Source organism: Pseudomonas sp. 05N432 (assembly GCF_056396945.1).
Genome location: NZ_JBFTMM010000001.1, coordinates 174,339 through 199,002, shown reverse-complemented (window position 1 = coordinate 199,002; position 24,664 = coordinate 174,339). Strand labels below are relative to the sequence as shown.

Annotated in this window: 22 protein-coding genes and 1 pseudogene; 4 read left to right on the top strand and 19 right to left on the bottom strand. The window is 59.0% G+C overall.

Annotation, left to right across the window (positions count from 1 at the left end):
- Nucleotides 1-247: 247 nt before the first annotated feature.
- Nucleotides 248-589 carry a carboxymuconolactone decarboxylase family protein gene (locus tag AC1DHT_RS00945; RefSeq protein WP_427546666.1) on the top strand — a complete coding sequence of 114 codons (342 nt, stop codon included), beginning with the start codon at nt 248-250 and terminating at the stop codon, nt 587-589.
- A gap of 149 nt (nt 590-738) precedes the next feature.
- Here AC1DHT_RS00945 and AC1DHT_RS00940 read toward each other — a convergent pair whose 3' ends face one another.
- Nucleotides 739-1,704, bottom strand: a complete 966-nt coding sequence (locus AC1DHT_RS00940) for a GlxA family transcriptional regulator (RefSeq protein ID WP_427546669.1) — start codon at nt 1,702-1,704, stop codon at nt 739-741.
- A 188-nt stretch (nt 1,705-1,892) separates the two neighbouring features.
- Between AC1DHT_RS00940 and AC1DHT_RS00935 the strand changes: the two genes are divergently transcribed.
- Nucleotides 1,893-2,534: an HD domain-containing protein gene (locus AC1DHT_RS00935; RefSeq protein WP_427546671.1), complete on the top strand. Its 642-nt coding sequence runs from the start codon at nt 1,893-1,895 to the stop codon at nt 2,532-2,534.
- A gap of 123 nt (nt 2,535-2,657) precedes the next feature.
- Here AC1DHT_RS00935 and AC1DHT_RS00930 read toward each other — a convergent pair whose 3' ends face one another.
- The 8 genes and pseudogenes from AC1DHT_RS00930 to AC1DHT_RS00895 form a co-directional block, all read right to left on the bottom strand.
- Nucleotides 2,658-3,548 (bottom strand): ABC transporter permease subunit, encoded by an 891-nt coding sequence (locus tag AC1DHT_RS00930; protein ID WP_429538854.1) that lies wholly within the window; start codon nt 3,546-3,548, stop codon nt 2,658-2,660.
- Nucleotides 3,545-4,426 (bottom strand): ABC transporter permease subunit, encoded by an 882-nt coding sequence (locus AC1DHT_RS00925; RefSeq protein ID WP_429538958.1) that lies wholly within the window; start codon nt 4,424-4,426, stop codon nt 3,545-3,547. Before AC1DHT_RS00925 ends, AC1DHT_RS00930 begins: the two co-directional genes overlap by 4 nt.
- Before the next feature lie 35 nt (nt 4,427-4,461).
- Nucleotides 4,462-5,604: an ABC transporter ATP-binding protein gene (locus tag AC1DHT_RS00920; protein ID WP_123580981.1), complete on the bottom strand. Its 1,143-nt coding sequence runs from the start codon at nt 5,602-5,604 to the stop codon at nt 4,462-4,464.
- A gap of 71 nt (nt 5,605-5,675) precedes the next feature.
- On the bottom strand, nt 5,676-6,770 hold the full coding sequence (locus tag AC1DHT_RS00915; protein WP_427538666.1) for a polyamine ABC transporter substrate-binding protein: 1,095 nt from the start codon (nt 6,768-6,770) through the stop codon (nt 5,676-5,678).
- A 187-nt stretch (nt 6,771-6,957) separates the two neighbouring features.
- Entirely contained in the window at nt 6,958-8,052 is a 1,095-nt protein-coding gene (locus AC1DHT_RS00910) for a polyamine ABC transporter substrate-binding protein (protein WP_427538945.1), read from the bottom strand.
- Between the two features lie 200 nt (nt 8,053-8,252).
- Complete coding sequence (locus AC1DHT_RS00905) at nt 8,253-9,617, bottom strand: aspartate aminotransferase family protein (protein ID WP_427538669.1); 1,365 nt, start codon at nt 9,615-9,617, stop codon at nt 8,253-8,255.
- A gap of 53 nt (nt 9,618-9,670) precedes the next feature.
- Nucleotides 9,671-11,029 (bottom strand): glutamine synthetase family protein, encoded by a 1,359-nt coding sequence (locus AC1DHT_RS00900; RefSeq protein WP_054594537.1) that lies wholly within the window; start codon nt 11,027-11,029, stop codon nt 9,671-9,673.
- A gap of 74 nt (nt 11,030-11,103) precedes the next feature.
- A pseudogene (locus AC1DHT_RS00895) lies at nt 11,104-11,418 on the bottom strand (gamma-glutamyl-gamma-aminobutyrate hydrolase family protein); the annotation flags it as partial.
- A gap of 278 nt (nt 11,419-11,696) precedes the next feature.
- Between AC1DHT_RS00895 and AC1DHT_RS00890 the strand changes: the two are divergent.
- Nucleotides 11,697-13,073 carry a glutamine synthetase family protein gene (locus tag AC1DHT_RS00890; protein ID WP_010466681.1) on the top strand — a complete coding sequence of 459 codons (1,377 nt, stop codon included), beginning with the start codon at nt 11,697-11,699 and terminating at the stop codon, nt 13,071-13,073.
- Between the two features lie 228 nt (nt 13,074-13,301).
- Entirely contained in the window at nt 13,302-13,940 is a 639-nt protein-coding gene (locus AC1DHT_RS00885) for a TetR/AcrR family transcriptional regulator (RefSeq protein WP_427538672.1), read from the top strand.
- Between the two features lie 202 nt (nt 13,941-14,142).
- Here AC1DHT_RS00885 and AC1DHT_RS00880 read toward each other — a convergent pair whose 3' ends face one another.
- The 10 genes from AC1DHT_RS00880 to argE form a co-directional block, all read right to left on the bottom strand.
- Nucleotides 14,143-14,358, bottom strand: a complete 216-nt coding sequence (locus AC1DHT_RS00880; RefSeq protein ID WP_003177394.1) for a TOBE domain-containing protein — start codon at nt 14,356-14,358, stop codon at nt 14,143-14,145.
- A gap of 33 nt (nt 14,359-14,391) precedes the next feature.
- Nucleotides 14,392-15,198 (bottom strand): aliphatic sulfonates ABC transporter ATP-binding protein, encoded by an 807-nt coding sequence (gene ssuB / locus AC1DHT_RS00875; RefSeq protein ID WP_427538675.1) that lies wholly within the window; start codon nt 15,196-15,198, stop codon nt 14,392-14,394.
- Nucleotides 15,195-15,983, bottom strand: a complete 789-nt coding sequence (ssuC, locus tag AC1DHT_RS00870; RefSeq protein WP_123580989.1) for an aliphatic sulfonate ABC transporter permease SsuC — start codon at nt 15,981-15,983, stop codon at nt 15,195-15,197. Before ssuC ends, ssuB begins: the two co-directional genes overlap by 4 nt.
- An 8-nt stretch (nt 15,984-15,991) precedes the next feature.
- A complete protein-coding gene (gene ssuD, locus AC1DHT_RS00865) occupies nt 15,992-17,140 on the bottom strand; it encodes an FMNH2-dependent alkanesulfonate monooxygenase (RefSeq protein WP_025112025.1) in 1,149 nt (382 codons plus the stop codon).
- A gap of 25 nt (nt 17,141-17,165) precedes the next feature.
- On the bottom strand, nt 17,166-18,134 hold the full coding sequence (locus tag AC1DHT_RS00860) for a sulfonate ABC transporter substrate-binding protein (RefSeq protein WP_427538678.1): 969 nt from the start codon (nt 18,132-18,134) through the stop codon (nt 17,166-17,168).
- An 89-nt stretch (nt 18,135-18,223) separates the two neighbouring features.
- Nucleotides 18,224-18,817: an NADPH-dependent FMN reductase gene (gene ssuE, locus AC1DHT_RS00855; RefSeq protein WP_427538681.1), complete on the bottom strand. Its 594-nt coding sequence runs from the start codon at nt 18,815-18,817 to the stop codon at nt 18,224-18,226.
- A 324-nt stretch (nt 18,818-19,141) separates the two neighbouring features.
- Entirely contained in the window at nt 19,142-19,780 is a 639-nt protein-coding gene (locus tag AC1DHT_RS00850) for a peroxiredoxin (RefSeq protein WP_427538684.1), read from the bottom strand.
- Between the two features lie 290 nt (nt 19,781-20,070).
- Nucleotides 20,071-21,423: an OprD family porin gene (locus AC1DHT_RS00845; RefSeq protein WP_427538687.1), complete on the bottom strand. Its 1,353-nt coding sequence runs from the start codon at nt 21,421-21,423 to the stop codon at nt 20,071-20,073.
- Nucleotides 21,424-21,956: 533 nt separating this feature from the next.
- The gene (gene argA, locus AC1DHT_RS00840) at nt 21,957-23,255 is read right to left on the bottom strand and encodes an amino-acid N-acetyltransferase (RefSeq protein ID WP_427538690.1); all 1,299 of its coding nucleotides are present in this window, start codon (nt 23,253-23,255) and stop codon (nt 21,957-21,959) included.
- Between the two features lie 138 nt (nt 23,256-23,393).
- Nucleotides 23,394-24,542 carry an acetylornithine deacetylase gene (gene argE, locus AC1DHT_RS00835; protein ID WP_427538693.1) on the bottom strand — a complete coding sequence of 383 codons (1,149 nt, stop codon included), beginning with the start codon at nt 24,540-24,542 and terminating at the stop codon, nt 23,394-23,396.
- Nucleotides 24,543-24,664 lie beyond the last annotated feature (122 nt).

Genomic DNA, 24,664 nt, shown 5'->3' with positions numbered 1-24,664 from the left:
CGAGCCTGCTCGCGATGAGGCCCTGACAGACAACAAAGATTTAAATCCCTCGCCGCAATCTTCCCGGCGCTGTTTTCTTGAACTTCTTGATAAACGCAGGCCGGCCAAAGCGATGAGTTTATCGATCGAGTTCATTTGCGACGATTGGATCAACAACTGAGCGGATCGGGCAAACGCAAAGCGCCCGAGTGGTCAAAACTGTACGTGTCGCACACCGTACATCCCAACCTGCTCAGGAGTGAATGCAATGTTCAATAACTGGTCCGAACTGCTGCCCACCATCCAGAAAGCCTTCGGCGCACTGGGCAAGAGCAACCCGAAAATGGTCAAGGCCTTTATGGCGCTGGATGAAGCTGCCGCTGAAAATGAAGTGCTCGACGCCAAGACCCGCGAGTTGATTTCCATCGCTGTCGCCATCACCACTCGTTGCGACGGCTGCATCGGAGTACACACCGACGCGGCGATCAAGGCCGGTGCCACTCGCGAAGAAATCGCCGCCACCCTGGCCACCGCAATTTCGCTGAATGCCGGCGCAGCGTACGTCTTCTCGCTGCGAGCACTTGAAGCGCATGACGTGCTGAAAGGCTGACATCAACCCCTGTGGCGAGGGAGCTTGCTCCCGCTGGAGTGCGCAGCACTCCAAAAACCGATGAGTGCGGTACACCTGATACAGCACGGTTGCAGGTTTTGGGGCCGCTCGCGGCCCAGCGGGAGCAAGCTCCCTCGCCACAGAACAGCTCAAACTATCGCCGAAAAATTCAGCCGAAACTGCTGCGGCGTCACGCCCAGCCGTCGGTTGAACACGCTGCGCATGTGCTGGGCGTCACGAAAACCACATTGATACGCGACCGTCTTGAGCGGTGCCCGAGAGCTTTCGAGCATCACCCGGGCAGCGTCCACCCGCGCCTGCTCAACGAACTCCGCCGGAGTGATTCCAGCTTCCCGGGCGAACACCCGAGAGAAATTGCGCGTGCTCATGTTGGCCGCTGCGGCCAGATCGGCAATGCCCAAATCCCCGGTCAGGTTGGCCAACACGTAATGCTGAACCATCGCCACAGGGGATTTTGCTTCAGCATGCGGCGTCAGAAACGGGCTGAACTGCGATTGCCCACCGGAGCGCTGGGTAAACACCACCAGACGCTTGGCCACGCTCAAGGCCACTTGCGGACCGTGATCCTTGGCGAGCAAGTACAGCGACAGATCGATCCCCGCCGTCACGCCCGCCGAGGTGAACAGCTCAGCGTCCTCGACGTAGAGCCGATCGGCTTCGACCCGGGTCGACGGACATAATGCCGCCAACGCGGCGGCATCGCTCCAGTGCGTGGTCACCGTACGCCCCTCGAGCAACCCGGCGCGGGCCAGTGTGAAGGCACCGTTGCAGATGGAGCCGAAGCGCTGCGAACGCGCGCACGCCTCGCGTAGCCAACCATGAAACAGCGCGCCGAAATCCTCGAACGGCAACTGCGGCCCACCGGCCACCAAGAGCAAGTCGTAAGCCTCCAGCGCTTCGCTGAAATGCCGATGGGCGTGCAGCGCCAGGCCGTTCGAGCACGGCATCACACCGCGTTCGAGGCCGATGACGTGCAGTTGATAATGATCCTGCCGCGCAAGGAACCGATTGGCCTCGGAAAATACGTCCATGGGACCGGTGACATCCAGCGACTGGACGCCAGAGAACACCACGATGGCAACGGATTTAGTCATGGGGCAAAGCGGCCTCTGGCGGATGAACGGCTCACCCACCCTAGCCAATCCATGGCCAAGAAGCGAACTGGCACGATTTGCATGCTGATTGGCCGGGATCGTAGCCGCGTGTCGATTGTTCACTTCAGGAGGCGCGAACAGACTGGATCCATCAGCGCCGCCACGGCGTTCCCCATGAGGCAACTACCATGAGCAGCAGCATCGCCGGCATCAAAATCCCCGACAGTACCCTCGCCCGCGCCACCACCGACTACATTCGCGACATCGAGTCCGAGCTGCTTTACCACCACTCGCGCCGGGTGTTTCTGTTCGGTGCCCTGAGCGGTGAACGCCAGGCACTGGCCTACGACCCGGAGCTGCTGTACGTCGGTGCGATGTTCCATGACCTGGGCTTGGTGGAAGGTCACCGCAGCACTGACGAACGCTTCGAAGTCGACGGGGCAAACGCTGCCGCAGCCTTCCTCAAGCCGTACGGGTTGAGCGACGACGATATCGAGCAGGTCTGGCTATCGATCGCCCTGCACACCACGCCGGGCATCCCCAGACATCTGCGGCCGACCGTGGCGCTGGTGACCGCTGGCGTCGAAATGGACGTGTTGGGAGTGGACTACTCGGCATTTTCGATCGTGCAGCGTGAAGCGGTGGTACACGCGCATCCACGGGGTGAAGGTTTCAAGGAATGCATCATCTGCGCCTTTGCCGACGGCCTGCGCCATCGTCCGCATACCACCTTCGGCAACGTGAAGACCGATGTGCTGGTGGATCAGGAACCGGGGTTCAAACCGATGAACTTCGTCGAAGTGATTCGCACATCGCCTTGGGCGGCATGAAAACCGGAGGGAGCGAGCCTGCTCGCGAAAGCGATGTGTCAGTCGACACCTGCGTCGACTGACAGGGCCCCTTCGCGAGCAGGCTCGCTCCCACAGTTGATCCGGATTAACCCGGCATCGGGTTCAAGCCGCTTCCGGCGCCTGCGCGCGGCGTACGTCCGGTTGCTTCCAGGAGTCCGCAGCACCCTCTTCGATGGCTTGCTGAATCGCACGTTTGCGGCTTTCTTCAGCACGGCGGCTGAAGAACCAGACCATGAAGGTCACGATCGACACCGCCAACAGAATCAGGCTGGCCACCGCATTGATCTCGGGCTTCACGCCCAGACGCACGGCCGAGAACACTTCCATCGGCAAGGTCGTGGAACCCGGCCCGGAGACGAAACTCGCCAGCACCAGGTCATCCAGCGACAAGGCAAACGACATCATGCCGCCGGCGGCCAGCGACGGCGCGATCATCGGAATGGTGATCAGGAAGAACACCTTCCACGGCCGCGCACCGAGGTCCATGGCCGCCTCTTCGATGGACAGGTCCAGCTCACGCAGGCGCGCCGAGACCACCACCGCCACATAGGCGGCGCAGAACGTGGTGTGGGCAATCCAGATGGTCACCAGCCCCCGCTCCTGCGGCCAGCCGATCATCTGCGCCATCGCCACGAACAGCAGCAACAGCGACAGACCGGTGATTACTTCCGGCATCACCAGCGGCGCGGTGACCAAGCCACCGAACAGTGTGCGGCCCTTGAAGCGAGTGACGCGGGTCAGCACGAACGCCGCCAGCGTCCCCAGCGCAACGGCGGCAATCGCGGTGTAGCAGGCGATTTCCAGCGAGCGCACCACCGAGCCCATCAGTTGGGTGTTGTCCAGCAGACCGACGTACCACTTGACCGACCAGCCGCCCCAGACCGTCACCAGTTTCGAGGCGTTGAACGAGTAGATCACCAGGATCAGCATCGGCGCATAAATGAACAACAGGCCGAGCACCAGCATCAGGCTGGAGAAACGGAAGCGCTTCATTCTTTACCCTCCATTTCCTTGGCCTGACTGCGGTTGAACAGGATGATCGGCACAATCAGGATCGCCAGCATCACCACCGCCAGGGCGGACGCCACCGGCCAGTCACGGTTGTTGAAGAACTCTTGCCAGAGCACTTTACCGATCATCAGGGTTTCCGGGCCGCCGAGCAGTTCCGGGATCACGAACTCACCGACCACAGGGATGAACACCAGCATGCAGCCAGCGATGATGCCGTTTTTCGATAACGGGACGGTGATCTTCCAGAAGCTGTTGAAGTTGCTTGAACCCAGGTCCGAAGCGGCTTCCAGCAAACTGTTGTCGTGCTTCACCAGGTTGGCGTACAGCGGCAGGATCATGAACGGCAGGTACGAATAAACCACACCGATATAGACCGCCAGGTTGGTGTTGAGGATCTGCAGCGGCTCGTTGATCCAGCCCATCGACATCAGGAAGCCATTGAGCAAGCCGTTGTTGCTGAGGATGCCCATCCACGCATACACGCGGATCAGGATGGCGGTCCAGGTCGGCATCATGATCAGCAGCACCAGCACTGTCTGCACTTCTTTACGGGCGCTGGCGATGGCGTAGGCCATCGGGTAGCCGATCAGCAAACAGAGAAGCGTGCTGAAAAACGCCATTTTCAACGAGCCGAGGTAAGCGGCGATATACAACTCGTCGCCGCCCAGCATCGTGTAGTTGCCCAGGTTCAGCAGCAGCTGGACCTTCTGATCGACGTAGCTGTAGATCTCGGTGTACGGCGGAATGGCCACGTCGGCTTCGGCGAAGCTGATCTTCAGGACGATGAAGAACGGCAGCATGAAGAACATGAACAGCCAGAGGAACGGGACCCCAATGACCAGATGACGACCCGCGGGAATTATTCGACTGAGTCGGCGCGTGAGTTTTTGCGTGTTCATGAGCGCAGTACCACGCCGCTGTCATCTTCCCACCAGACGTAAACCTGATCGCCCCAGGTAGGGCGCTGGCCACGACGTTCGGCGTTGGCCACGAACGACTGCACGATCTTCCCGCTTGGCAATTCGACGTAGAACACCGAATGCCCGCCGAGGTAGGCAATATCGTGGACCTTGCCGCTCGACCAGTTATGTTCGCAGGTCGGCATTTCTGCTGTCACCAGCAGTTTTTCCGGACGAATCGCGTAGGTCACCGACTTGTCTTGCACCGAGGTGCTGATGCCGTGGCCGACGTAGATGTTGCGGTCCAGGTCCTTGCAGGTAATCAGCGCATGGCCCTCGGCATCGTCCACCACTTCGCCTTCGAAGATGTTGACGTTACCGATGAACTCGCACACCAGGCGGCTGGTCGGGGTTTCGTAGATATCGATCGGGCTGCCGATCTGCGCGATCCAGCCCAGGTGCATGATTGCAATGCGCTCGGCCATGGTCATGGCCTCTTCCTGATCGTGGGTCACCATGACGCAGGTCACGCCGACGCGTTCGATGATCTCCACCAGTTCGAGCTGCATCTGCGAACGCAGTTTTTTGTCCAGCGCGCCCATCGGCTCGTCGAGCAACAGCAGCTTCGGACGCTTGGCCAGTGAGCGAGCCAGCGCAACACGCTGACGCTGACCACCGGAGAGCTGGTGCGGCTTGCGCTTGGCGTACTGGCTCATCTGCACCAGCTTGAGCATTTCGGTCACACGGGCATCGACTTCTGCCGCCGGGATCTTGTCCTGCTTCAGGCCGAAAGCGATGTTCTGCGCCACGGTCATGTGCGGGAACAAGGCGTAGGACTGGAACATCATGTTGATCGGACGCTCGTACGGCGGCATCTCGGTGATGTCGACGCCGTCGAGGAAAATGCGCCCCTCCGTGGGCCGTTCGAAACCTGCAAGCATGCGCAGCAAGGTCGATTTGCCCGATCCCGAACCGCCGAGCAAAGCGAAGATCTCGCCCTTCCTGATTTCCAGGGACACATCGTCCACGGCAATCGTCTCGTCGAACTTCTTCGTGACCCGGTCGATTTTGACCAGCACCTGTTTCGGTGTCTGGTCGCCCTCGAGGGCTTTCTTATAGGCGCCGGAGGCAACTGCCATTTACGAAACTCCCAACAAAATTTGCAGTTCACCCAATACAGGCGAACCTTGGATAGTCTGAGCCTTTGTCACTATTTACCCGACTTGACCTTGGTCCAGCTGCGGGTCATCAACCGTTGAATCTTTGGCGGCAGCTCAACCTGCACGTAGGTCTTGTCGAGGACCGCTTGCGGCGGATACACCGATTGATTGCTACGAATCGATTGCTCCATCAGTTTGTCCGACCCGGGATTGGGGTTGGCGTAGCCGACGGCATCACTCACCTGAGCGATCACTTCAGGCTTGAGTACATAGTTGATGAAGGCATGGGCCTGTTTGACGTTGGCGGAGTCCTTGGGAATCGCCAGCATGTCGAACCACAGCGCACCGCCTTCCTTTGGAATCGCGTAGGCAACATTCACGCCTTTTCCAGCTTCGGCAGCACGGGCCTTGGCCTGGAAAATATCCCCCGAGAAACCGACCGCGACACAAATGTTGCCGTTGGCCAGGTCCGAGATGTATTTGGACGAGTGGAAGTAGGTCACATAAGGCCGCACTGCCAGTAACTTGGCTTCAGCCTTTTGGTAGTCGTCCGGGTTCGTGCTGTTGGCGTTCAGGCCCATGTAGTTCAGGACCGTCGGCAGCATTTCGTCAGCCGAGTCGAGGAAGGCCACGCCACAGCTGTTGAGCTTCTTGATGTTCTCGGGTTCGAACAGCACGGCCCAGGAATCGATCTTGTCGACGCCGAGCACCGCCTTGACCTTGTCGACGTTGTAGCCGATGCCGTTGGTACCCCACAGGTACGGCACGGCGTACTGGTTGCCAGGGTCGTTCATTTCCAGGCGCTTGAGCAGCACCGGATCGAGGTTGGGGTAGTTCGGCAACTGCGACTTGTCGAGCTTCTGGAACGCCCCGGCCTTGATCTGCTTGCCCAGGAAGTGGTTGGACGGCACGACCACGTCATACCCGGTGTGCCCGGCCAGCAACTTGCCTTCCAGGGTTTCGTTGGAGTCGAACACGTCGTACACCGGCTTGACGCCAGTGGCTTTTTCGAAATCGGCGAGGGTGGTCTGCCCGATGTAATCCGACCAGTTATAAATATGCACGGTGGACGCAGCTTGAACACTGACGGCGAGCGTCAGGCCGGCGCCGATCAGCAAGGCGTTGCGAAACAAAGAAACAGGCAAGTGAAGGTCCTCTAAAATAGTTGGGCCCAAGTTGCCCAGCGTTACGTGACAGCCATGGCTGCGTGGCAACAAAACCGGCGCGCAACTTACCCTCGATAAACCTTTCCAGCAAAACTTTCTGTCATTTAATTATCCCTGCTGCCGCCGCCAGAGCGACGACGGCAACAGGTTATTGCCTTAAACCGGCTTATTTACCGGATTTGATCTTGGTCCAGCTGCGGGTCAGCTCACGCTGGGTAGCGGCTGGCAAATCGGCGATTGCATACAGCTTGGCCTGCACTTCGGCAGTCGGGTAGATGCCCGGGTCCGAGGTGATTTCCTTGTTCACGTACTGAGTGGCTTCGGCGTTGCCGTTAGGGAAACGCACGGCGTTGGTGATTTCAGCCATCACTTTCGGCTGCAACAGGTAGTTCATGAACTTGTAGGCACCCTCGACGTTTTCCGCATCTTTAGGAATAGCGACCATGTCGTAGAAGCTGCCGGCGCCTTCTTTTGGAATGGCGTAGCTGACTTTCACCTTGTCACCGGCTTCGGCGGCACGGGTCTTGGCCTGCTGAACGTCACCCGAATAGCCGACGGCTACGCAGATGTTGCCGTTGGCCAGGTCCGAGATGTACTTGGACGAGTGGAAGTAGGTGATCGAAGGACGAATCTTCAGGAACAGCTCTTCAGCCTTCTTCAGATCTTCCTTTTTCTGGCTGTCGGTCGGCAGACCCAGGTAATGCAGGGCAACTGGCAGCATTTCGGTCGGCGAATCGAGGAAGCTCACGCCGCAGCCCTTGAGCTTGGCGATGTTCTCCGGCTTGAGCACCACATCCCAAGAGTCGATCTTGTCGATGCCCAGCGCCGCTTTGACCTTCTCGGCGTTGTAACCGATACCGATCGAACCCCACATGTAAGGGAAGGCATGTTTGTTGTCCGGGTCGCTGACAGAAACCGCCTTGAGCAGCGACTTGTTCAGGTTGCCGTAGTTGGACAGCTTGGACTTGTCCAGCTCCCGGTAAACACCGGCCTTGATCTGCTTGGCCAGGAAGTTGTTGGAGGGCACCACCACGTCATAACCGGACTTACCGGCCAGCAACTTCGCCTCGAGGGTTTCGTTACTGTCGAACACATCGTAGACGACCTTGATCCCGGACTCTTTTTCAAAGTTCGCGATGGTGTCCGGTGCGATGTAGTCGGACCAGTTGTAAACGTGCAGTACTTTATCGTCGGCCTGGGCTGCCCCAGCCATCACGCCCATCAGGGACAAGGCGAGCAGTGTCTTGCCAGTTTTCTTCAAACCTAATGCCTTCATGCGTAATGCTCCAATTATTCTTTTTAACCACATTTTTTTTGTGAACCAAGATCCAGCGGCCGATTCCTTGGCAACTCAAACAGCGGATAGTCTGGCAAGTTACAAGGCAGGCTTTCAAGGAAAGACCCATCCTTTGTGCGCCCTGAGCGAAGTGCCAGCCACGGACCTCGCTCAGAGCCTAGCACTTAGCTTTGCAGCGCACTCAGCGTCAGGTCCAGGCACTTGCGCGCCTTGGTCACCAGTTCGTCGATCTCGGCCTTGGTGATGACCAGTGGCGGAGCAATGATCATGGTGTCGCCCACGGCGCGCATGATCAGCCCGTTGTCGAAGCAGAACTGCCGGCAGATCATGCCAACCCCCTTGCCGACATACCGCGCACGGGTCGCCTTGTCCTGAACCAGTTCGATAGCCCCCAACAGACCTACCCCACGAACTTCACCCACCAGAGGGTGATCGTTCAGTTCCCGTAGACGCTTTTGCAAATAAGGTGCCGTTTCTGCACGAACGTGCTCGATAATTTTCTCTTCGCGCAGAATACGAATATTTTCCAGTGCCACCGCAGCGGCGACCGGGTGCCCGGAATAGGTGAATCCGTGGTTGAAGTCGCCCCCTTCGTTCAGCACATCGACCACTTCATCACGCACGATCAGGCCACCCATCGGGATGTAGCCGGACGTCAGGCCTTTGGCGATGGTCATCATGTCGGGCTTGAGGCCGTAGAAATCGCTGCCGAACCACTCGCCGGTACGACCGAAACCACAAATCACCTCGTCCGCAACGAACAGGATGTCGTACTTGGCGAGGATTTCCTTGATGCGCGGCCAGTAGCTGTCTGGCGGAATGATCACGCCGCCCGCGCCCTGGATCGGCTCGGCAATGAACGCACCGACCGTGTCGACGCCGAGTTCGAGAATCTTTTCTTCCAACTGGTTGGCGGCCCAGATACCGAACTCTTCAGGGGTCATGTCGCCCCCGTCACCGAACCAGTACGGCTGCGGGATGTGAACGATGCCCGGGATCGGCAAGTCGCCCTGTTCGTGCATGTAAGTCATGCCGCCCAGGCTGGCGCCGGCCACGGTCGAGCCGTGGTAGCCGTTTATGCGGCTGATGATGACCTTCTTGTTCGGCTGGCCCTTGATCGCCCAGTAGTGGCGGACCATACGCAGCATGGTGTCGTTGCCTTCGGAGCCGGAACCGGTGAAGAACACGTGGTTCATGCCTTCTGGCGCGATGTCCGAGATGGCCTTGGCCAGCTCCAGTACCGGCGGGTGGGCGGTCTGGAAGAACAGGTTGTAATAAGGCAGCTCGCGCATCTGTTTGCTGGCGGCATCGGCCAGTTCATCGCGACCGTAACCGATAGCCACGCACCACAGGCCGGCCATGCCGTCGAGGATCTTGTTGCCTTCGCTGTCCCAGAGATAAACGCCCTTGGCGTTGGTGATGATCCGCGGGCCTTTCTCTTTCAGCTGCTTGAAGTCGCTGAAAGGCGCCAGGTGGTGTTCGCGGCTCAAGGTTTGCCATTCACGGGTTTGCGGGTTCTTGCTGGTCATAAAGCTCTCCTTATAGGGTGAGAGTGCGGCTGTTCAGGGCTGCACCCGGCGCATCAGACGGCGAACAACAGGAACTCCCGCTCCCACGAACTGATCACGCGCTTGAAGTTTTCATGCTCGGCCCGCTTGACCGCGACGTAGCCAGTGATGAATTTTTTGCCCAGATACTTCTCGATGGTCGCGCTGTGTTCCATGCGCTCCAGTGCGTCTTCGATGGTCAGCGGCAAACGCAGATTGCGTCGCTCGTAACCCCGTCCAACCACCGGTGCGCTCGGGTTGATGCCTTCCACCATGCCGATGTAACCGCAGAGCAGGCTCGCGGCGATCGCCAGGTAAGGGTTGGCATCGGCGCCCGGCAGGCGGTTTTCCACCCGACGGTTTTGCGGCCCTGCGTCCGGGACTCGCAGGCCGACGGTGCGGTTTTCTTCGCCCCACTCCACGTTCACCGGCGCCGAGGTATCCGGCAGGAAGCGGCGGAACGAGTTGACGTTGGGTGCGAACAGCGGCAACAGCTCGGGGATGAACTTCTGCAAGCCACCGATGTGGTGCAGGAACAGCTCGCTCATCGTCCCGTCTTCATTGGAGAAGACGTTCTTGCCGGTTTCTATGTCGATGATGCTCTGGTGCAAGTGCATCGCGCTGCCCGGCTCGCCGGTCATCGGCTTGGCCATGAAGGTCGCGGCCACGTCGTGCTTGAGCGCCGCTTCGCGCATGGTGCGCTTGAACACCAGGATCTGGTCGGCCAGGGACAGCGCGTCGCCGTGACGGAAGTTGATCTCCATCTGCGCCGTGCCGTCCTCGTGGATCAGCGTGTCCAGATCCAGCTCTTGCAGTTCGCACCAGTCGTAGACGTCTTCGAACAACGGGTCGAATTCGTTAGCCGCCTCAATGGAGAACGACTGACGTCCGGTTTCCGGGCGACCGGAGCGGCCAATCGGCGGCTGCAACGGGAAGTCCGGGTCTTCGCAACGCTTGGTCAGGTAGAACTCCATCTCCGGCGCCACGATCGGCTGCCAGCCCTTGTCGGAATAGAGCTTCAGGACTTTCTTCAGCACGTTGCGCGGCGACAGCTCGATCGGGTTGCCCTGCTTGTCGTAGGTGTCGTGAATCACCTGCGCGGTCGGCTCGATGGCCCACGGCACGAGGAATACCGCGTTCGAGTCCGGGCGGCAGATCATGTCGATGTCGGCCGGGTCGAGCAGTTCGTAATAGATGTCGTCTTCGACGTAGTCGCCCGTCACTGTTTGCAACAGCACACTCTCGGGCAGGCGCATGCCTTTTTCGGCAATGAACTTGTTGGTCGGCGAAATCTTGCCGCGGGTGATCCCGGTCAGATCGCCAATCATGCATTCGACTTCTGTGATCTTGTGGTCTTTCAACCAATCGGTGAGCTGGTCGAGGTTGTTACTCATAAATGCCTCTGGGCTGAGTGTCCTGACGTCTTTAAACGTCAGGCGTTATTTGACGCATCCGCGTCGCGTTGTGTTGCCTGCTGGCTGGCGCGAATCAACGGGAGGGCAGTGGCGTCGCGTGCAGGATCATGAGCAGTTCCCGGCACACTCGCAGGACCGCTATAGTGAAAAGGTTCTACAGTAGAAGGAGAGCCGGTAAACAGGATGCCATCCAGACCGTCAATAATATCGGTCGGATCGAGCAGTTCCGCCAGTGACGCGAGTATCGACGGCAGGCCCTTGGCAGCGGTGGCCGCTGCGCGGACGTACTTATCGCGGGTGATGTGATAAGCATGCAAACCGATCTGCCTTGAGCAGTTGGTGACGCCGATTAACGGCAGGCGAGACATGAAGCACCCCGGTATTATTGCTGTTATGGGTTTGATTTGAGCTTAGCGTTGTTCATTTTTTTACACAACACCCCCGTAAAAAATACAACACGCCCCGCTCAAGGCTGCGGCCGCCAAAGACCCTGAATGCATAAAAGTGCCCCAAAGCGCCTCAAAAATGCCCTTGGAGCGCTTTTTTAGGGCAAAAAAGGCCTCGCTTGACTTCGGCATGCCGTTCGGGTTGACTGGAATCCGAAAAGATCAATGATTGATATTTTTAACAACAAAGGTGTTGCATCATGTCGGTACCCCCGCGTGCCGTTCAGCTCAACGAAGCGAACGCGTTCCTTAAGGAACATCCTGAGGTTCTGTACGTTGACCTTCTGATTGCGGATATGAATGGTGTGGTGCGCGGCAAGCGCATCGAACGCACCAGCCTCCACAAGGTTTACGAGAAAGGCATCAACCTGCCGGCCTCTCTATTTGCTCTGGATATCAACGGCTCGACGGTGGAAAGCACCGGCCTGGGCCTGGACATCGGTGATGCTGACCGAATCTGCTATCCAATCCCCGATACCCTGTGCAATGAACCCTGGCAGAAGCGCCCTACCGCGCAACTGTTGATGACCATGCACGAACTGGAAGGTGAACCTTTCTTCGCCGACCCACGTGAAGTCCTGCGCCAGGTCGTGACCAAGTTCGACGAGATGGGCCTGACCATCTGCGCCGCATTCGAGCTTGAGTTCTACCTGATCGACCAGGAGAACGTGAATGGCCGGCCACAACCTCCACGCTCGCCGATTTCCGGCAAACGTCCGCACTCGACCCAGGTTTACCTGATCGACGACCTCGACGAATACGTCGACTGCCTCCAGGACATCCTGGAAGGTGCGAAAGAGCAAGGCATCCCTGCCGACGCGATCGTCAAGGAAAGTGCTCCGGCGCAGTTCGAAGTGAACCTGCACCACGTTGCCGACCCGATCAAGGCCTGCGATTACGCGGTACTGCTCAAGCGTCTGATCAAGAACATCGCCTACGACCATGAGATGGACACCACCTTCATGGCCAAGCCTTACCCAGGCCAGGCGGGTAACGGTCTGCACGTCCACATCTCGATCCTTGATAAAGACGGCAAGAATATTTTTGCCAGTGAGGATCCCGAGCAGAACGCCGCACTGCGTCACGCGATCGGCGGTGTGCTCGAGACCCTACCGGCGCAGATGGCCTTCCTCTGCCCGAACGTCAACTCGTACCGTCGTTTCGGCGCACAGTTCTACGTGCCGAACTCGCCGTGCTGGGGCCTGGATAACCGTACCGTGGCGATTCGCGTACCGACCGGCTCGTCCGACGCCGTACGTATCGAACACCGCGTTGCTGGCGCCGATGCCAACCCGTACTTGCTGATGGCTTCGGTCCTGGCAGGCGTGCATCACGGCCTGACCAACAAGATCGAGCCGGGCGCGCCCGTCGAAGGCAACAGCTACGAGCAGAACGAGCAAAGCCTGCCGAACAACCTGCGTGATGCACTGCGCGAGCTGGACGACAGCGAAGTCATGGCCAAGTACATCGATCCGAAATACATCGACATTTTTGTCGCCTGTAAAGAGAGCGAGCTGGAGGAGTTCGAACACTCCATCTCCGACCTCGAGTACAACTGGTACCTGCACACCGTGTAAGCGGCTGTAGCAAAAAAACAACGCCGCCGGCCTCATCGCCAGCGGCGTTTTTTTGTGGCCGCCTGCGGCGGATCGCGAGCAGGCTCGCTCCCACAATAGATCGGTGTCAGACACAAGTTTCATGCTCACTGGAGATAAAATGTGGGAGCGAGCCTGCTCGCGAAAGCGTCCTGGCAGACAACATCGAACCCTGCTCGTACAATGCCCGCTGCCCTGCAGGAGACTTCAATGACCCGCCCCGCCCCCCTTCGCAAACCCCGCGCACGCAGCCAGGCCCGGATCGACTCGATACTCGACGCCGCCCGCACGCTGCTTGCCGCCGAGGGCGTGGCCAGCCTGTCGATCTACAGCGTGGCCGAACGCGCCGAGATCCCGCCGTCATCGGTCTACCACTTCTTCGCCAGCGTCCCGGCCCTGCTCGAAGCCCTGACCGCCGACGTCCACAGCGCTTTTCGCGCGTGCCTGCAAGAACCGATCGACGTCGACTCGCTGAATGGCTGGCGTGATCTGTCGCGACTGGTCGAGCAACGCATGCTCGCCATCTACGACGAAGACGCCGCCGCCCGGCAACTGATCCTCGCTCAACACGGCCTGACCGAAGTCACCCAGGCCGACCGCCAGCACGACCTCGAACTCGGCGACCTGATGCACAAACTCTTCGATCAGCATTTCGAACTGCCGACGTTGCCCAAGGATGTCGATGTGTTTGCCTTGGCCATGGAGCTGGGTGATCGCGTCTATGCGCGCTCAGTGCAACAACATGGGCAGATCACCCCACGCATGGCCGAGGAAGGGATGCGGGTGTTTGATGCTTATCTGGGGCTGTATTTGCCACCGTATTTGCCCAAGCGCGCTATTCCCGCCTGATTTCCTTGTTGCCTTCTCGGGCCTCATCGCGAGCAGGCTCGCTCCCACATAGATCTTCAGTGAACACAGATTTTGTGTATGGCAGAAATCCCCCTGTGGGAGCGAGCCTGCTCGCGATGGCCACACCACTGATTCCATGACAGGCACACATGGAACAACCCCGAAGGGCTCAAGCCGTCCGGGGTTGTGTGTGACACATCGATCACAACTTGGCGATCGACACCTCGGTGGATTTCACGAAGGCGATCACTTCGCTGCCGATCGCCAGTTCCAGCTCTTTGACCGAGCGCGTGGTGATAACCGAGGTGACGATGCCGGACGCTGTCTGAACATCGATTTCCGAGAGCACGTCGCCCTCGACGATTTCCTTGATGGTGCCTTTGAACTGGTTACGAACATTGATGGCTTTGATCGTCATGAGGTTGATTCCTGTCGTTGGGTGAACATCGAGTCAGTGAGCCCAGCGCAATTGCGTGGGCAAGGGTGAAACAGGTTCCGGCGCAGGCGGCGAACCCGGAAGTGACAGCACGCGGTTGAGCACTTCGGTTTCCAGCGCTGCCAGCCGATGGGAACCACGGACCCGAGGGCGCGGCAGTTCGACCAGCAGGTCGAGGCCGATTTCGCCCTCTTCGATCAACAACACCCGGTCGGCAATCGCCACCGCTTCGCTGACGTCATGGGTCACCAGCAACACGGTAAAACCGTGCTGCTGCCAAAGACGTTCGATCAGTTGCTGCATTTCAATCCGGGTCAGCGCATCCAGTGCGCCCAGCGGCTCATCGAGCAACAGCAAGCGTGGCTGATGGATCAGCGCTCGCGCCAAGGCCACCCGCTGCTTCTGCCCGCCGGACAACGCCGCCGGCCATTCATCGGCGCGATCTGCCAGGCCCACGGCGTCCAGTGCGTCCAGCGCCTGCTGGCGCCAATCGCCCTTGAGCCCGAGGCCGACGTTGTCGATGACCTTTTTCCATGGCAGCAAACGCGCTTCCTGGAACATCAACCGGGTGTCTTCGCGCGCCTTGTCGAGCGGTGCAGAACCGGCCAACAGCTCACCGTCCGTGGGTTGATCAAGGCCTGCCAGCAGACGCAGCAAGGTACTTTTGCCACAGCCGCTGCGACCGACCACGGCCACGAACTGACCGGCCGGAATGTGCAGATCGATCTCGCGCAGCACCTGCCGCGCGCCAAAGGTTTTTTGCAGTTTGCGCACCACCAGCGGAATTCCGCGCAGCAGGCGTGGAGGTTGTTGCGCCGTCATGCTGCACCGCCCTTGGCCACTTGATAGGCCGGGTGCCAGCGCAACCAGACCCGCTCCAGACCACGGGCTGCAAGGTCGGCCAATTTGCCGAGCACCGCGTACAGAACAATCGCCAGCACCACCACATCCGTCTGCAAGAACTCCCGGGCATTCATCGCCAGGTAGCCAATGCCGGAGCTGGCAGAGATGGTTTCAGCGACGATCAGGGTCAGCCACATGAAGCCCAGGGCAAAGCGCACGCCCACCAGAATCGAAGGCAGCGCGCCCGGCAGAATCACCTGACGGAACAGGCTGAAACCGGACAAGCCGTAACTGCGCGCCATTTCGACCAAGGCCGGGTCAACGTTGCGAATGCCGTGGTAAGTGTTGAGGTAGATCGGGAACAACGTCCCCAGCGCCACCAGGAAAATCTTCGCCGACTCGTCAATGCCGAACCAGAGGATCACCAGCGGAATCAACGCCAGATGCGGCACGTTGCGGATCATCTGCACCGAACTGTCGAGCAGGCGTTCGCCCCACTTCGACAGGCCGGTGATGAAACCCAATGCCAGACCGATACCGCCGCCAATCACAAAACCAATGCCGGCGCGCCAGCCGCTGATCGCCAGGTGTTTCCAGATTTCGCCGCTGCGCACCAGGCTCACGCCCGCCTCGATCACCGCGCTGGGGGCCGGCAAAATCCGTGTCGACAACCAGCCCGCCGACACCGACAACTGCCACACCGCCAGTAGCAGCACCGGCAAGGCCCACGGCGCCAGGCTGTGGATAAGCTTTTCCCTTTTCATGGCGCGCCTCAGCTCTGGGACGCGGCTTTGGGAAGAATGTCGTTGGCGACCATCTCGCCGAACGGGCTGACGTAACCGGCGCTTTTCGGCAACTCGGGACGCTCGACGTCGAGGTGCGGGAACAACAACTCCGCGACCCGATACGATTCCTCCAGATGGGGGTAGCCCGAGAAGATGAAGGTATCGATGCCCAGGTCCGCGTATTCCTTGACCCGCGCGGCCACAGTCGGACCGTCGCCGACCAATGCGGTGCCAGCACCGCCGCGCACCAGACCGACACCGGCCCAGAGGTTCGGGCTGACTTCCAGGTTGTCGCGGCTGCCGCCGTGCAGCGCGGCCATGCGCTGCTGGCCGACTGAGTCAAAACGCGCCAACGAAGCTTGAGCACGAGCGATGGTGTCGTCGTCCAGATGGGAGATCAAGCGATCCGCAGCCTGCCAGGCTTCAGCGTTGGTTTCGCGGACAATCACATGCAAACGAATGCCGAAGCGCACGGTGCGCCCGAGCTTCGCGGCCTTGGCGCGTACTTGTTCGATTTTCTCGGCGACGGCGGCCGGTGGCTCGCCCCAGGTCAGGACCATTTCGACCTGCTCGGCAGCCAGATCCTGAGCCGCTTCAGAAGAGCCACCGAAGTACAGCGGCGGACGCGGTTGCTGGATCGGCGGATAGAGCAATTTCGCGCCCTTCACGCTGATGTGCTGACCGTCGTAGTCGACCGTCTCGCCTTCCAGCACCCGACGCCAGATCCGGGTGAATTCCACCGAGGCCTGATAACGCTCTTCGTGACTGAGAAACAATCCGTCGCCGGCCAGTTCTTCTGGATCGCCACCCGTCACCAGGTTGAACAGCGCACGCCCACCGGACAAGCGATCCAGGGTCGCCGCCTGGCGCGCGGCCACCGTCGGGGAAATGATCCCGGGGCGCAACGCGACCAGAAACTTCAAACGCTGGGTCACCGGGATCAGCGACGCAGCCACCAACCACGAGTCTTCGCAGGAGCGGCCGGTGGGAATCAGTACCCCACCAAAACCCAGGCGATCCGCCGCTTGGGCGACTTGCTGCAAATAACCGTGATCGACGGCGCGAGCGCCTTCGGCGGTGCCAAGGTAATGGCCGTCACCGTGGGTAGGCAGGAACCAGAAAATATTAAGGCTCATGGAGTGGTCTCCTAAGGAAATCGAATTACGGCGCAGTGGCAACGGCTGCCGGTGGCGTCCAGATAACGTCTTTGATGCTCAAGGGTTTCGGAATCAATTTGAGCTGGTAGAAGCTGTCGGCGATTTTCTGCTGGGCCGCGATCACTGGCGGCGTGAGGAGATGCGCGCCGAAGCCCTGGCGTTTCACCGCGGTCAGGGTAATGTCTGCCGGCAAGCCGAGCAGCGGCGAGACTTGTTGGGTGACTTCTTCAGGGTTGGCTTTGGACCATTCGCCGATGGTGCGGACTTCCTCCACCAGGGTCTTGATCACGTCCGGATGTTTTTCGGCATAAGGCTTGGTCGCCAGGTAGAACTGATGGTTGTCGACGATGCCGCTGCCGTCACGCAAGGTGCGCGCGTGCAGTTGCTGTTCGGCGGCGGCCTGGTACGGGTCCCAGATCACCCAGGCATCGACGCTGCCGCGTTCGAACGCCGCACGGGCATCGGCCGGTGGCAGGAATACGGTTTGGATGTCGGTGTACTTGAGACCGGCGTCTTCCAGTGCGCGCACCAGCAGGTAGTGCACGTTGGAGCCTTTGTTGAGGACGACTTTCTTGCCCTTGAGGTCCTGCACCGATTTGATCGCCGAGTCTTTCGGCACCAGGATCGCTTCGCTGGTCGGCGCAGGTGGCTCGTACGCGACGTAGAGCAGGTTGGCACCGGCCGCCTGAGCGAACACCGGTGGAGTCTCGCCGGTCACGCCGAAATCGATCGAGCCGACATTCAGCCCTTCGAGCAGCTGCGGGCCGCCGGGGAATTCAGTCCATTGCACGCTGATGCCTTGGGCGGCGAGGCGTTTTTCCAGCGAGCCGCGGGCTTTGAGCAGCACCAGGGTGCCGTACTTTTGATAGCCGATTCGCAAGGTCTCGGCCGCTTGAGCTTGAGTAATGACGCCGAAGGACACAGCCGCAGCAAACAGAGCGACCAGACCTCGACGCAAAATGACAGTGCGCATAGCGCTCTCCTTTTTGCAGTAGGGTTTTGGCTGCACCTGCTTGCCCGTTAGCGGGCGAGTAAGGCCAGTACATCAAATTCGGGTAAGGCTTAAATGCTCCAGCGAGCACTCAACAAACGATCATTCAACAGGTTGGGGTCCAGCGGCTTGGGCCGACGGGCCATGGCACTGAAGAACTGCTCCAGCGCCTCAACCAAGCGCTGCTCCAGTGCCGGCGACAACTGCGCCTGCGCACTGCCTTCGCCGTAAGCGATCTGGCTGTCTTCGGCGAAAATTCCGTGGAGCATTTCCTGGGCTTTCAGTGCCGACAGCACGGGCTTGAGCGCGTAATCCACGGCCAGCATGTGGGCGATGCTGCCGCCAGTGGCCATCGGCAGTACAACCTTGTGGCTCAAGGCGCGCTCCGGCAGCAGGTCCAGCAAGGTTTTCAGTGCGCCGGAAAACGACGCCTTGTAGACCGGCGTGGCAATCAACAAGCCATCGGCGTTTTCAATCTGTTGCAACAGGTCGATCACCTTCGGGCTGTCGAAGCGTGCATGCAGCAAGTCTTCGGCCGGGAAGTCCCGTACCTGATAACTCACCACCTCTACACCTTGTTGCTGCAACCAACGTTGGGAGCGATCCAGCAGCACCCCGGAGCGGGAGCGTTGGCTGGGACTTCCTCCGAGTGAGACGACCAGCATGCGGCTATTCCTTAAGCGTTTCCGGCGATTCGCAGTGTGCGATCTCGCGACAATGGACAGACCTTACCAGTTGATTTATATATCCATAAATCATATTTATTTATGTGTTTATTCTTTTAATGCATATGCAGGAAAACGTTTTCCAGGCGAAAAAAAAGGCCGTCGAAACGGCCTGAAATCCCCTGCTTTGTGGATACTTTGAAGCTGTTGCGCTTGGCAGACCGCTATCGCGAGCAGGCTCGCTCCCACATTGGGATGTGTACACCTGTGGGAGCGAGCCTGCTCGCGATAGCGATTTAAGCCACGCCGCAAAACGTCAATGACTTACCTGTTGGGTTGTGGCGTCAGACGCAAATACGGTTTCACTGCACGGTAGCCTTTAGGGAAGCGTTTGCTGATTTCATCTTCATCCTTCAACGACGGCACGATCACCACTTCATCACCGTCCTGCCAGTTGGCCGGGGTGGCCACTTTGTAGTTGTCGGTGAGCTGCAATGAGTCGATCACCCGCAGGATCTCGTGGAAGTTGCGTCCGGTACTGGCCGGATACGTGATGGTCAGGCGAACCTTCTTGTTCGGGTCGATGACGAACAGCGAACGCACGGTCAGGGTGTCGTTGGCATTCGGGTGGATCAGGTCATAGAGGTCGGAGACCTTGCGGTCGGCGTCGGCGAGGATCGGAAAGTTGACGAGGGTGTTCTGGGTTTCGTTGATGTCTTCGATCCACTTGTGGTGCGAGTCCACCGGGTCGACCGAGAGTGCAATGGCCTTCACGCCGCGCTGGGTGAATTCATCCTTGAGCCTGGCGGTAAACCCCAGCTCCGTGGTGCACACCGGTGTGAAGTCCGCTGGATGGGAAAACAACACGCCCCAGCTATCGCCCAGCCACTGGTGAAAACGGATAGTGCCGGCGCTGGAATCCTGTTCGAAATCGGGGGCAATGTCGCCCAGTCTGAGGCTCATGGTGCTGCTCCTGGTGAGTGCGTGATGAGCCTACTGTGCCTAGTGTCGCCGCTTATTAAAAAGAATAAATATCGATTTATTTAGACTAAAAGTGAATATTAAACATCTGTTCACTGGACGTATACACAAGCAAAGACCACTCTTGGAACCAAGGTTCGAGAAGGCCTTGAGTTGCTGCAAAGAGGGAAGTGAAGGCGGGCCTGCGGGGGTGGGCCCGACTTGAAACGCAAAAGCCCCGCCAGGCTTGCGCCGAACGGGGCTTTTTATACAGGCTTACAAACGCCTGGGTATTACAACAGCGGGATCGAGTAGCTGACGATCAGGCGGTTTTCGTCCTGGTCGCGGGTGTTAGCAAGGTCGGTGCGCCACATGGCGTTTTTCCAGGCAAAGCCGAGGTTTTTCAGCGGGCCTTCCGGAACCACGTACGCCAGGCTCAGGTCACGTTCCCACTCGGTTTTGTCGCCAGTAGTGGTGTCGATACCGTTGCCACGCAGGTAGATCACACCGGCGGTCAGGCCAGGTACGCCAACCTTGGCGAAGTCATAGGCGTAGCGAGCTTGCCAGGTACGTTCGCCAGCGCGGGAAAACTTCTGGATCTGCATGTCAGTGATGGTGCTGTTCGACGAGCCGTCACCCTGGTTCAGATAAGGGAAATCGCTGTCGCCGCTGCTGACCTGATAGCCGCCGCCGAAGGTGTGACCTTCAACCGAGTACAAAGCCAGGTAGCTGTACAGGTTGTTGTCGACCTTGCCTTTGGTCAGCGATTTTGGGGTGTCTGGGTAGTAACCCGAGGTGAAGTAGTTTTTGTCGTTGCCGTTGGCACCGTTGTCGCGACTACGGTAGTAGCGCAGGTCACTTTTCAGCACGCCAGGACCGATGGACCAGTTGTGCACCAGGCCCAGGAAGTTCTGCGAGTAGAAGTCCTTCAGCTCGCCGTAGTAGTACGAGGCGGTCAGGTCTTTGGTGAGCTTGTAGTCAGCACCACCGTAGTAGAACTTGTTGCTGAACTTGCCCGCGTCGTAGTTGGAGCTGCCGTTGGCACCGGCGATCGACAGACCTTCGTCGTTGCTGGAGTTGCGGCCTTTGGCCTCGTTGATCTCGCCTGCAGTCAGGGTCAGGTCCTTGATCTCGTTGGACTTGATCTCGCCACCGGTGAAGGTTTGTGGCAACAGACGACCATCGTTGTACTTAATGACCGGGTTGTTCGGTTGCAGGGTGCCGATTTTCAGCTCGGTCTGGGAGATTTTGACCTTACCGGTCAGACCCAGGCTGGCGAATTCGTTAACAGCCTCCTTGCCATCACTTGGGAATACAGTGCCACCGGAAGCAGTACCGGTGTAGTTACCGTGATTTTCACGGCTGGAGTCCAAACGCACGCCATACAGGCCAATGGCGTCAACACCGAACTGGACAGTACCTTGGGTGTAACCCGAGATAAAGCGCAGATCGAAGCCTTGGCCCCATTCTGCGTTCTTGCTCCTGGTGTTGGACGTAGCCGATGGTTGGCCGTCACGGTTATCGGTGTTGATGTAGAAGTTACGCAGACCCAGGGTCGCCTTACTGTCTTCGATGAAACCGGCGGCGCTTGCCTGCTGCGCCAAAACCCCTACGGCCACAGCCAGGGCCAAGGTGGACTTATTCATGTTTCGCTCCTCTACGTTTCTAATTTTTGTGCACTTTGGTCCAGGATCTGACGCCCCGGTTCCCATCGATGCGCGATTAGCGCAAGACCGTGACCGATAAGTCAATCGTAAGCAGTCGCGTCTACGACTTTGGTCTAATCGCAGTGTTTGGTCCGTTCAGGTTAGTGAATTTCTCATAAACCCAAAAAGAATTATTTCTTTATTTTTCATGCGATTTGGGAATATAGCTCAACACGCCTCAACCGAACCGCATGCAGAGGTATCGGCCCATGAACTAATTCCTAAATGATATTTACAAACGCTTCTTTAGTTCCATTCGTGCTCGCGTAATCCCTCATACGTCAATCACGATCAAATAAGCGACGCCATCATGGCGAAACGTGCATCTTCCCGTCAAATTGTTACAGTTTGTATACAGTAGTAGACTTTTTTTCCATCTGCTCACTGAACACCGTAACAAGCAACAAAATGACAGAAATGATCGACTTATTCCTACGATCCGCCAGCCTCGGGGGTAGTCTAGGCGCCTCAGGTTACAGAGTCTTTTCGAAGATCTTCGAATTACGCTGATAGTTGTACAGCGAGGCCCTGGCCGACGGCAGGCGCTCGACGCTGCTGGGCACAAAGCCGCGCTCGCGGAACCAGTGCGCCGTCCGGGTAGTGAGGACGAACAGGGTTTTGAGCCCTTGGGCACGAGCACGGGTCTCGATCCGTTCCAGCAATTCATCACCACGGCCGCCATGGCGGTATTCCGGGTTCACCGCCAGACAGGCCAGTTCCCCGGCATCCGAGTCCGCGATCTGATACAGCGCCGCACAGGCGATGATCATGCCTTCACGCTCAACCACACTGAACTGCTCGATTTCGCGCTCCAGCACTTCGCGAGAACGACGCACCAGGATCCCCTGCTCTTCCAGCGGGCTGATCAGGTCCAGCAAACCACCGACGTCTTCGATAGCCGCTTCGCGCACTACCTCGAACTGCTCCTGCGCCACCAACGTACCGCCACCGTCACGGGTGAAGAGTTCGGTCAGCAGCGCGCCGTCTTCGGCATAACTGACAATGTGGCTGCGGCCGACGCCGCCACGGCAGGCTTCAGCCGCGGCATCCAGCAACTCGGCCTGATAGTTCGCACCCAGACGCTGCAAATGCGCCGGCACCTGCTGCGGACGCAGTTCACGGACCAGACGGCCGTTTTCATCGATCAGCCCCGGGTCCGCGCCGAACAGCAGCAGCTTGTCGGCGCCCAGATCGATGGCGGCGCGGGTGGCGACGTCTTCGCAGGCCAGGTTGAAGATCTCCCCGGTCGGCGAGTAGCCCAGCGGTGACAGCAATACGATAGAGCGCTCATCCAGCAGACGGTTGATGCCCTTGCGGTCGACCCGACGCACTTCGCCGGTGTGGTGATAATCGATACCTTCGAGCACACCGATCGGCCGTGCGGTCACCAGATTGCCGCCGGCCACTCGCAGACGCGAGCCCTGCATCGGCGAAGACGCCATGTCCATCGACAGGCGCGCCTCGATGGCAATACGCAGTTGCCCCACCGCATCGATCACACACTCCAGGGTCGCCGCATCGGTGATGCGCATCCCGTGGTGGTAATGCGGAGTCAGGCCACGTGCGGCAAGACGGGTTTCAATTTGCGGACGCGAACCGTGAACCAATACCAGCCGCACACCCAGGCTGTGCAGCAGCACCAGGTCGTGGACGATATTGCCGAAGTTCGGGTGCTCGACGCCGTCGCCGGGCAGCATGACGACGAAGGTGCAATCGCGGTGAGCGTTGATGTAAGGGGAAGCGTGACGAAGCCAGTTAACGTATTCGGGCATAACACCTGCGCCTGTAACAAATAGCAGCCGATAAAAAGGACGAAGCAAAACGCACAGCGGGCTGGTGGTTATCGTCGGAACAGGCTTGGCGACACGCGCGTTCTCCTCATGAATACGGGTTGGGTGCCCCGGGATTTATCAAGCCGGGGTCAGGCAGTAGTGTTCGATCAGTTGACGTAATAGATGCACGGTAGGCTGCAAACGTGACATTTCAAGGTATTCCCCTGGTTGGTGGGCGCAGGCGATATCACCTGGGCCAAGCACCACTGTCTCGCAGCCAAGACGCTGAAGATAAGGCGCTTCAGTGCCGAACGCTACTGCTTCGGCAAGGTGGCCGGTGAGTCTTTCGGCGACCTGCACCAGTTCCGAGTCGGCCGCCTGCTCGAAAGGCGGCACTTCAGGGAACAGCGGAGCGTAGTCGATCTTGACCTGATGGAGCTCGGCGACCGGTTCGAGTTTCTGCCGGATCGCTGCACGCAATGCGTTCGGGTCCATGCCTGGCAAGGGCCGCAGGTCGAATTCCAGCGAGCATTGACCGCAGATCCGGTTCGGGTTGTCGCCACCGTGGATGCAGCCGAAATTCAGTGTCGGTTGCGGCACACTGAACTGCGGATTACGAAACTCGCGCTGCCATTGCAGGCGCAAGCCGCGTAACTCGCCCATCGCATCGTGCATGGCCTCCAGAGCACTATGGCCCAGGCGCGGATCGGACGAATGGCCGCTCTGACCGAGAATATCGATGCGCTCCATCATCACGCCTTTATGCAGACGGATCGGTTTCAAGCCTGTTGGCTCACCGATCACCGCTACCCTGCCCAATGGCCGACCGGCAGCCGCCAACGCCCGGGCACCCGCCATGGAGCTTTCTTCGTCACAGGTGGCGAGGATCATCAGTGGCTGCTTGAACGGTTTATCCAGCAGCGGCAACACGGCTTCGATGGCCAGCGCGAAAAACCCCTTCATGTCGCAACTGCCGAGGCCGACCCAGCGGCCGTCGACTTCGGTCAGTTTCAGCGGATCGGTCTGCCACAGCGCGCCGTCGAACGGCACCGTGTCGCTGTGCCCGGCCAGTACCAGCCCGCCGGGGCCACTGCCAAAACTGGCGAGCAAGTTGAATTTGCCAGGACTGACTTGCTGGATATCGCACGAAAAGCCCAGGTCACCGAGCCAGGTCGCCAGCAAATCAATGACCGCGCGATTGGATTGATCGAGGCTGGGTTGGGTACAGCTGACGGACGGTGCGGCGATCAGCGCAGCGAACTGATCTTTCATGGACGGCAAAGGCATCGCTGACTCCCAACTCCCAAGATGAACACTCATCATAGAGCCATCCTGTGACAGGAATAAACCGTCGCGGCGCGTAGGTTTAATGAGTGCTGTACACTGCACGGCCTTGGCAGCCACACATT

Excerpts from the sequence above, each read along its gene's own strand:
- AC1DHT_RS00945 (WP_427546666.1), top strand. The coding sequence starts at position 248 with ATGTTCAATAACTGGTCCGAACTGCTGCCCACCATCCAGAAAGCCTTC.
- AC1DHT_RS00940 (WP_427546669.1), bottom strand. The coding sequence starts at position 1,704 with ATGACTAAATCCGTTGCCATCGTGGTGTTCTCTGGCGTCCAGTCGCTG.
- AC1DHT_RS00935 (WP_427546671.1), top strand. The coding sequence starts at position 1,893 with ATGAGCAGCAGCATCGCCGGCATCAAAATCCCCGACAGTACCCTCGCC.
- AC1DHT_RS00930 (WP_429538854.1), bottom strand. The coding sequence starts at position 3,548 with ATGAAGCGCTTCCGTTTCTCCAGCCTGATGCTGGTGCTCGGCCTGTTG.
- AC1DHT_RS00920 (WP_123580981.1), bottom strand. The coding sequence starts at position 5,604 with ATGGCAGTTGCCTCCGGCGCCTATAAGAAAGCCCTCGAGGGCGACCAG.
- AC1DHT_RS00905 (WP_427538669.1), bottom strand. The coding sequence starts at position 9,617 with ATGACCAGCAAGAACCCGCAAACCCGTGAATGGCAAACCTTGAGCCGC.
- AC1DHT_RS00900 (WP_054594537.1), bottom strand. The coding sequence starts at position 11,029 with ATGAGTAACAACCTCGACCAGCTCACCGATTGGTTGAAAGACCACAAG.
- AC1DHT_RS00890 (WP_010466681.1), top strand. The coding sequence starts at position 11,697 with ATGTCGGTACCCCCGCGTGCCGTTCAGCTCAACGAAGCGAACGCGTTC.
- AC1DHT_RS00885 (WP_427538672.1), top strand. The coding sequence starts at position 13,302 with ATGACCCGCCCCGCCCCCCTTCGCAAACCCCGCGCACGCAGCCAGGCC.
- AC1DHT_RS00880 (WP_003177394.1), bottom strand. The coding sequence starts at position 14,358 with ATGACGATCAAAGCCATCAATGTTCGTAACCAGTTCAAAGGCACCATC.
- ssuB (WP_427538675.1), bottom strand. The coding sequence starts at position 15,198 with ATGACGGCGCAACAACCTCCACGCCTGCTGCGCGGAATTCCGCTGGTG.
- ssuC (WP_123580989.1), bottom strand. The coding sequence starts at position 15,983 with ATGAAAAGGGAAAAGCTTATCCACAGCCTGGCGCCGTGGGCCTTGCCG.
- ssuD (WP_025112025.1), bottom strand. The coding sequence starts at position 17,140 with ATGAGCCTTAATATTTTCTGGTTCCTGCCTACCCACGGTGACGGCCAT.
- AC1DHT_RS00860 (WP_427538678.1), bottom strand. The coding sequence starts at position 18,134 with ATGCGCACTGTCATTTTGCGTCGAGGTCTGGTCGCTCTGTTTGCTGCG.
- ssuE (WP_427538681.1), bottom strand. The coding sequence starts at position 18,817 with ATGCTGGTCGTCTCACTCGGAGGAAGTCCCAGCCAACGCTCCCGCTCC.
- AC1DHT_RS00850 (WP_427538684.1), bottom strand. The coding sequence starts at position 19,780 with ATGAGCCTCAGACTGGGCGACATTGCCCCCGATTTCGAACAGGATTCC.
- AC1DHT_RS00845 (WP_427538687.1), bottom strand. The coding sequence starts at position 21,423 with ATGAATAAGTCCACCTTGGCCCTGGCTGTGGCCGTAGGGGTTTTGGCG.
- argA (WP_427538690.1), bottom strand. The coding sequence starts at position 23,255 with ATGCCCGAATACGTTAACTGGCTTCGTCACGCTTCCCCTTACATCAAC.
- argE (WP_427538693.1), bottom strand. The coding sequence starts at position 24,542 with ATGCCTTTGCCGTCCATGAAAGATCAGTTCGCTGCGCTGATCGCCGCA.